This window comes from Cupriavidus pauculus (assembly GCF_008801835.1).
In the GTDB taxonomy this organism is placed as follows: Bacteria; Pseudomonadota; Gammaproteobacteria; order Burkholderiales; family Burkholderiaceae; genus Cupriavidus; species Cupriavidus pauculus.
Genome location: NZ_VZOW01000069.1, coordinates 1 through 6,204, shown reverse-complemented (window position 1 = coordinate 6,204; position 6,204 = coordinate 1). Strand labels below are relative to the sequence as shown.

The window sequence follows — 6,204 nt, the reverse complement described above, 5'->3', positions numbered from 1 at the left end:
TTTGAACACTACAATGAGCGCCACCCGCACAAAGCCCTGAAATATCGCTCACCGCGCGAGTTCAGACGGACTGCAGTGTCATCAACCTAGCGGTGTCTGCGTGTCCTGAGGTATAGGGGCAACTCCACACATGGCCCCGTAGAGTGCTTCTGATGCGCTCTAGCGCAGCCTTATGAATCAGCACTTGGGCCGCAGGCACTTCTACCCCAGGGTGGTCCAGGAACACCGCTCGGCGGCGCTCGGTGTCGAGATAGAAATGGCACTCGCTCGCGGAGCCAGTCGCCGTAAGCTGGGCGGCTACAGCGCGTGCGTCAGGCCAGATGAGATGCTGATGGGAAAGTCGTCGCACTTCGCCACGCTCAAGCGCGTCGTCAAGCAAGAGCGAGCCATCAAAGTCTCGCTCCACTTGGCGAACGTCGGCCACTATGGCGCAGTGCCACCCATCAGCGTAGGCATGGAGGTCTTCGCCCTGGTTGGCCGCTTCGGTAGCCAGCGCAGGCAGGGTCATGCCGATAGCCTGCGCAGCGGTGTCCAGCGGCAGAAATCCACTGCCGCCAAGCAAGGGGCTGCCGGCTTCCAGTTTCAATACGTCCATGCGATCCAGCTTTAGCAGGCGAGCTTTCCACTCTGCCAGGGTTTGGAAGGCAAAGATTTTAGCCGACGTGAGTTCACGTTGACCGGTCGAGATGTGGACTTCACCACGGCCAATAGCAGCACGCAGGCGGGTGGGGATGCAGATGCGGACGACGTAGATACCGCTGGGGCGGCGGTAGAGATATCCGGGCTTGGCGGCCATACGGGCTACGCTTTCGTAGTAGCCTTGCGTGCCGTTGCCCTGGTGGCAGCCAAGTTCCTTGCGGAATCAGGCGCTTAGATGCAGTTTGGAGCGGGCGATGGGAATCGAACCCACGTCTTTAGCTTGGGAAGCTAAGGTAATAGCCATTATACGACGCCCGCGAACCCGCAATTCTATGCGGGAATCCGGGGTGCGTGCAAGCATGTGATGTGGACGCTGCACGCGAAAGTGTATCCACTCCGGAAGCTCTTGCTGGCGTGACTTGTGAGGCGCACATTGGGCGGGATGCGTCGCTGTAGACGTGGTTTGTGCGCAGGGCCACTCCCTCAAAAGGCGGTCGCACAGGCATTCTGGCGACCGCCTTTTCGTTGCCCTGATGCGCTGGCTACGCGGCTTGGGGCGAGTCATCAGGCTCGCGGCCGTGACGGTCGTCGTCGCCGTAATCTTCAATTCCCCACGGTCCGTCGTTCACTTCCATGTCGGACGCCACCTCGGCGATCAATTCAGGCGGAAAGCGTTCGCCAAATTCGGCCTCCAGCTCATCGCGCAGATCCGCGCTAGGCCAAGCGAAGCCGTTTTCCGACTCGGAATCGTAGAACGCGAACTCGATCAGGCGGGTGAAGTTGCCTTCGACGTATTCGCGCATCTCTGAGCGAGCGGCTTCCTTGTCCAACGCGTTGTAACGCTGAAACTCTTGAACTTCAGGAAAATCGGACACTCGCGCCGCCAAAGCTGAGAAGCGACCCGTCGGCATGCGGATCGCATCCTTGTGAAGCAGGGACCAGTTGCGGTAGCCGAGCGTTACGGCGATTTGATCGAGTACGGTCGACAGCTGTACTTCTTCGAATTCCTCATCGCGCAGTCGCGTCTTTTCGCGCTTCGCGACCCGCTTCAAGAGTTCGATGAGAGCGGCGCGATTCGAAGGCGCGCCTTGATTTTGAGAGTGCGATGACATCAGTTTATCCTCCAAGCGCACGGATGTTTTAGGTACGACCCGCAGTCCCTAGTGGCGCTCAAGGGAATAACTAGTGTCAGAAGACGTAAGCGAGATGCATTGCTTCGCAGCGCGGGCCAGCTGGCTCTCTCGCGGGAGCCAGCGAGAATCATGGCAAAGGTTTCGGTTCACGTCAACACTAGCAACGCGGCAGCCACAGGTCTTGCTGGCCGTATCAAAGCCGGCGCCGCACGACGTCAGTTCGGCGGCGGCGCTGGCAGTGCTGAATCGCAGCTTGGGATCGGGCCACAGCGAGACGTGGCCGGCGGCGGAACGTCGTGCTGTCGCCTTGTTTCGGTAGATCGAACGGTATGGGGTGGCACAGCAAAGGGCGGTTGGGCATACTAATCAGCACGTAACAAAAGGGCCAGCCCATGCCTATCGACTATAAGCAATACCAGGAAGAGGTCACCTCCGATGTCGCCAAGGTCCTCGCTGATGCCGAGTGTCAGCCCATCCTGTTCGTCGGCTCCGGATTCTCAAAGCGGTACGCGGGTGGGCCAAATTGGGAGGAGCTGCTGACGGCTCTGGCGAAGAAGTGTCCGCTGATCGACAAGGACTTCGCCTACTACAAGCAAACGTACAGTGGCGATCTTAAGAAGATCGGCTCGGTCTTCACTGACCTCTATCGCGAGTGGGCGTGGGGTAAGGGCAAAGACGAGTTTCCCACAGACTACTTTAGCGCGAGCGCGCCCGCCGACATTTTCATAAAGCACGCGACTGCGAAATTGCTCGAGGGCCTTGGCCCGAACGCCAAGGGCTCGTACGGGTCGCCGGAGCTAGATGTCGAGATAGAGGCATTGAAGAACATCAGCGCGCACGCGATCATCACGACAAACTACGACGAGGTTATTGAGCCCCTGTTCCCCGAGTACGAGACTGTCATTGGACAGCAGATCATGAGGAAGGGCTACCTCGCAATCGGCGAAATTTTCAAGATTCACGGGTGCAGGACGATACCACAGTCGCTCGTCCTCAACGAAGCCGACTACCAGCGGTTCGACGACGATCACAAGTATCTCAGCGCGATGAAGCGTCGAGTCCTGCTCGCGAATACGTGATCTTGGTCGCGCCGGATATCAATATTCGGATTAAAAGTATTACGGCGAACTCTTTCGAGTGGGTGTTCAGAGCATTCGGGCAAGCGGGTAATCTAGAGAAGATCAACACAAAGCTTCTGCGGGCGTTGATGGCGCGCTCGGTCGAACTAATTCGTTCGGATATCCCGAAGCGCCACGTGGAAATTAACTTCGAGCAGTTGGAGCACGCCGTAGAGTCAGGCGAAAGTTTCGCGAAGCTGTTCGGCGTCACGTCACTTGCTGACCCATCAAAAGTCAATCTTGACTACAAGTATGCTGCGGCAGGCGTTGGCCAGCAACTCGGCTACGACACGTGGCACGAGGTGAGAAAGATCATTAACTACATCAAAGAAGAGAAGGGTTTCGACATTACCGCGACGGACAATAAGTACCATATCGCGCTGAAACTCGGCCACAAGTCCCCGCAACTGACTCACCGCTATACGGACGCTGCGGTTGATCTCTTTCGTAAGGTGATCAGCGGCGAGCCGTACGAGCTCGATACTGGCATCGTTGATGTCGACAAAGCTGCCCTCGCTGCGGCAGCAAAGAGCGCTACATAGGCCATTAATGCCGTTCTCGCAGAAGGTAGCAAGCATGGTGCTGCCGCTTTTTTGTCGCCCTAGGATTTGGCTATAACGCGAACGCTATATACATGCTATTCGCAATTCAGTGCTGCCCTCATTACATTTACTGACAGTATGTTTAACTTCTTCGTGACGGCGGAATATGGAGCTTGGGATATCGCTAAGAAATTCGAGTTCAAGGGCTCGTGACAAGCGCTGGTTGAGTTCCGACGATTCGATCATAGCCCTTCGTGCAAAGCACTCCGGGTCAGAAAGGATGTCAATTGGTAGGCGATTTCTCGCCTGCATTGGATGCGACCGCGTTGTGAGTTCAAGCGGGCGGTGGGATGGTGTCAGGATGACAGCAAACGGCACCACGATTCGAACCTATCCGCTGACCAAGAGCGATCTCTCGCGGAGATCGTACGGGAACGCTTCGGGGGAAAACTATCGTATCGGCAGTTCGTCGACTGTGTACACTTATTGTGCGAGGACATCGCTGGCTTCGAGACTGGAAACGTTTACGCCGAGGCTATCAGCTTGAATATGAATTGAAGTAAGCTTGCCTTTACTTGGAGCCTTGGGGCGGCCCCAATTATCGAGGTCAGGGAGAGGGGCTCCGTTCGACGGCACATCTTGAGTGCCATTCATAGTGGTGCCAGTGTAGCCCCGTGTAGGCTGATCAGAGTTCTGCGAAGATGGTGGTCATATGTTTATCACCTCGTTTATACCCGGGGCGCTCACCAACGAAGCGCTGTCCAGTGGCACTCAAACCTAAAATCTTCGCGATATTGCAAAGATCCCATTCGTGGCCCGGGGTGACGTGACCGCCTTGTATTTGGTAGCACCGCAACACGTTATTTCCAGCTCTCGATACACCCACGGCATGCGGCTCTACCACGCGGGCAAATCCGTCGTAGGTGAAAGATAAGACTTCTCGGTTGCGAATGGCGTCGATGATTTTCTGCAGCATGGCGGCTCGCTCCTTTCGGTTATATCCTGCAATTGGACTTAGCTTGTCATCTGTCTGAGAACGGTAGAAGAGGCGGCACGTTACGAGACCTGCTTTGCCCTTCGGAGGCACTTCCATTGCCCAGTGCGACAGTGACTCGAAAACCCTTCGGTTCCGGTCACCGATACAGCTATCGGGAGCGGCGTCCATCCCATCACCTCTTATTGATCTCAAGGATGTCATGAACGATGTATCGTTTCACGACACCGTGAGCATTTATAACCTTTGAAACAAGCAGATTCATTTTTCCTTTGCTTTCCTTCTCATGCTCTTGCATTGACTTGATGGCAAGATCTCGGACTCTGCGATTTTCTCCATCGGCAAAGCTAAAAGAAACGACCCTCTCTTCCTCGTCAGAAAAGAGTCGTCCAAATACACTTAGTACATTTGATCGGGTTATATTTCCGACGATGTACTCTGTTTCGGTAGACTCCTCTCGTGTCGTTACGTAATCCAATGTTTCTTTATCAAACGTCAGAATGTCGCTAACTTTTGGTCTGTTGATGAATATCTTTACCGTGCTGTCGCTGGCTATCGATTTGTGCAGATGCTGCATGGGAGTTTCCAAGGCATCTGAAATCTCGTCAATCAATACATCTTTCCTTTTTGCCAAAGCTCTAACGTATGCCGTTGTTGGCTCCCACTCGATGCCCACGGCACCATTCCATGTCCATCTCAAGTAATCCCAGAAGACATTTGAAAATACTGATGGCCCAACACTGTTAACAAATTTCTCTTCAAATTGAATGCCAACCTGCTCTTCAAAACATCCTTTTATAGACGAATGAATAACTGTTTTTACGCCGCGTGCAATCTTATTTTTCTTTTTCACTTCGCCGTCATTGGCGAGCGAGTGGGCTACCATATTAACGCTTCTTGCTAGCCCGTATATCGTTCCTGCTGCGTCATAAATATCCAGAACGCCCTCATCGGCAACCCCGCCCTCGACACGGAGCGTAAGTTTTATTTCTTTGCTAGACATCTTTTTCCTGCTCGAAGTATTTTTAAATTGTTCTAATTAGGGTTGGCGCCGGACGTATCACTTCAAATCGGCCTCATGCTTCTTCACAAGATTGGGAATCAGCCGCTCACTTGTCCCTGCGAGCAAAGCGAATGCTAAGAGCGCTGCAAGAGGGTTTCCGGAGGTCTTTAATGCATAGAATGCCACGCCGCCTTTGGTAATCAATGCCAACAGTGCGCCTCCGAAAATTCCTGTGATAATCCTGGCTAATCCCTCTGTCACGTGAATTATTAAGCCGGCCCTCGCATCGAGGGCAATTTTTGTGGACCGACTTGCGATGGATAGAAAAGCCCCAAGTCCGCCTACCATCGCCCCGAGCGCAACAGAAAATCCCGTCGCTCCGAAGATGCTTCTCAGATACGTCCTGAATATCCAGAAGAGAATAAGGGTAGTAAGTGAAATCAGTGCTGGCATGGCCGAGCCTAGAAAATACCAATGCCACGATATTTCCAGATTTCGTAGTTGAATTTCCTTCTCGATAAACTTAAACATGTCCGCCGAAAGCTCTTTATGCCCTTCCAGGGCTCGTACAAGCCCCTCGGCGATCTGCTGTCGAATTGGTTTGAGAATCTTTTCGTCGGAGATAAAGTGAGAGTTTGATTCGAGCTTTGAGCTTGCCCCCGCAAAACGAATCCCTTGCTGAGGTTAAACTGAAGCAAGGAGAGATGTGATGACAAGCAAGACAAAGCGGGCGCAGTACACGCTGGAATTCAAGCTGGAAGCGGTACGGCTGGTG

Annotated in this window: 7 protein-coding genes and 1 tRNA gene; 2 read left to right on the top strand and 6 right to left on the bottom strand. The window is 53.9% G+C overall.

What is annotated here, in order from left to right; all coding sequences use genetic code 11:
- Window positions 1-61: 61 nt before the first annotated feature.
- The 3 genes from F7R19_RS29145 to F7R19_RS29135 all read right to left on the bottom strand — a co-directional run bounded on the left by F7R19_RS29145 (window position 62) and on the right by F7R19_RS29135 (window position 1,751).
- Window positions 62-796, bottom strand: coding sequence for a DUF6538 domain-containing protein (locus F7R19_RS29145; protein ID WP_150982937.1), 735 nt, complete (start codon window positions 794-796; stop codon window positions 62-64).
- A gap of 86 nt (window positions 797-882) precedes the next feature.
- A tRNA-Gly gene (locus F7R19_RS29140) sits at window positions 883-957 on the bottom strand.
- 224 nt (window positions 958-1,181) lie between these two features.
- Complete coding sequence (locus tag F7R19_RS29135) at window positions 1,182-1,751, bottom strand: P-loop NTPase family protein (RefSeq protein ID WP_150982936.1); 570 nt, start codon at window positions 1,749-1,751, stop codon at window positions 1,182-1,184.
- A 413-nt stretch (window positions 1,752-2,164) separates the two neighbouring features.
- Here F7R19_RS29135 and F7R19_RS30415 point away from each other — a divergent pair, with 413 nt between their 5' ends.
- Complete coding sequence (locus F7R19_RS30415) at window positions 2,165-2,851, top strand: SIR2 family protein (RefSeq protein ID WP_223505829.1); 687 nt, start codon at window positions 2,165-2,167, stop codon at window positions 2,849-2,851.
- A 2-nt stretch (window positions 2,852-2,853) separates the two neighbouring features.
- The gene (locus tag F7R19_RS30410) at window positions 2,854-3,432 is read left to right on the top strand and encodes a hypothetical protein (RefSeq protein WP_223505827.1); all 579 of its coding nucleotides are present in this window, start codon (window positions 2,854-2,856) and stop codon (window positions 3,430-3,432) included.
- 685 nt (window positions 3,433-4,117) lie between these two features.
- Here the strand turns inward: F7R19_RS30410 and F7R19_RS29125 are convergent.
- The 3 genes from F7R19_RS29125 to F7R19_RS29115 all read right to left on the bottom strand — a co-directional run bounded on the left by F7R19_RS29125 (window position 4,118) and on the right by F7R19_RS29115 (window position 5,960).
- Window positions 4,118-4,408: a WYL domain-containing protein gene (locus F7R19_RS29125; protein WP_150982934.1), complete on the bottom strand. Its 291-nt coding sequence runs from the start codon at window positions 4,406-4,408 to the stop codon at window positions 4,118-4,120.
- 193 nt (window positions 4,409-4,601) lie between these two features.
- Window positions 4,602-5,429 (bottom strand): DUF7946 domain-containing protein, encoded by an 828-nt coding sequence (locus F7R19_RS29120; RefSeq protein ID WP_150982932.1) that lies wholly within the window; start codon window positions 5,427-5,429, stop codon window positions 4,602-4,604.
- 57 nt (window positions 5,430-5,486) lie between these two features.
- The gene (locus F7R19_RS29115; protein ID WP_150982931.1) at window positions 5,487-5,960 is read right to left on the bottom strand and encodes a hypothetical protein; all 474 of its coding nucleotides are present in this window, start codon (window positions 5,958-5,960) and stop codon (window positions 5,487-5,489) included.
- Window positions 5,961-6,204 lie beyond the last annotated feature (244 nt).

Excerpts from the sequence above, each read along its gene's own strand:
- F7R19_RS29145 (WP_150982937.1), bottom strand. The coding sequence starts at position 796 with ATGGCCGCCAAGCCCGGATATCTCTACCGCCGCCCCAGCGGTATCTAC.
- F7R19_RS29120 (WP_150982932.1), bottom strand. The coding sequence starts at position 5,429 with ATGTCTAGCAAAGAAATAAAACTTACGCTCCGTGTCGAGGGCGGGGTT.
- F7R19_RS30415 (WP_223505829.1), top strand. The coding sequence starts at position 2,165 with ATGCCTATCGACTATAAGCAATACCAGGAAGAGGTCACCTCCGATGTC.
- F7R19_RS29115 (WP_150982931.1), bottom strand. The coding sequence starts at position 5,960 with ATGTTTAAGTTTATCGAGAAGGAAATTCAACTACGAAATCTGGAAATA.
- F7R19_RS29125 (WP_150982934.1), bottom strand. The coding sequence starts at position 4,408 with ATGCTGCAGAAAATCATCGACGCCATTCGCAACCGAGAAGTCTTATCT.
- F7R19_RS29135 (WP_150982936.1), bottom strand. The coding sequence starts at position 1,751 with ATGTCATCGCACTCTCAAAATCAAGGCGCGCCTTCGAATCGCGCCGCT.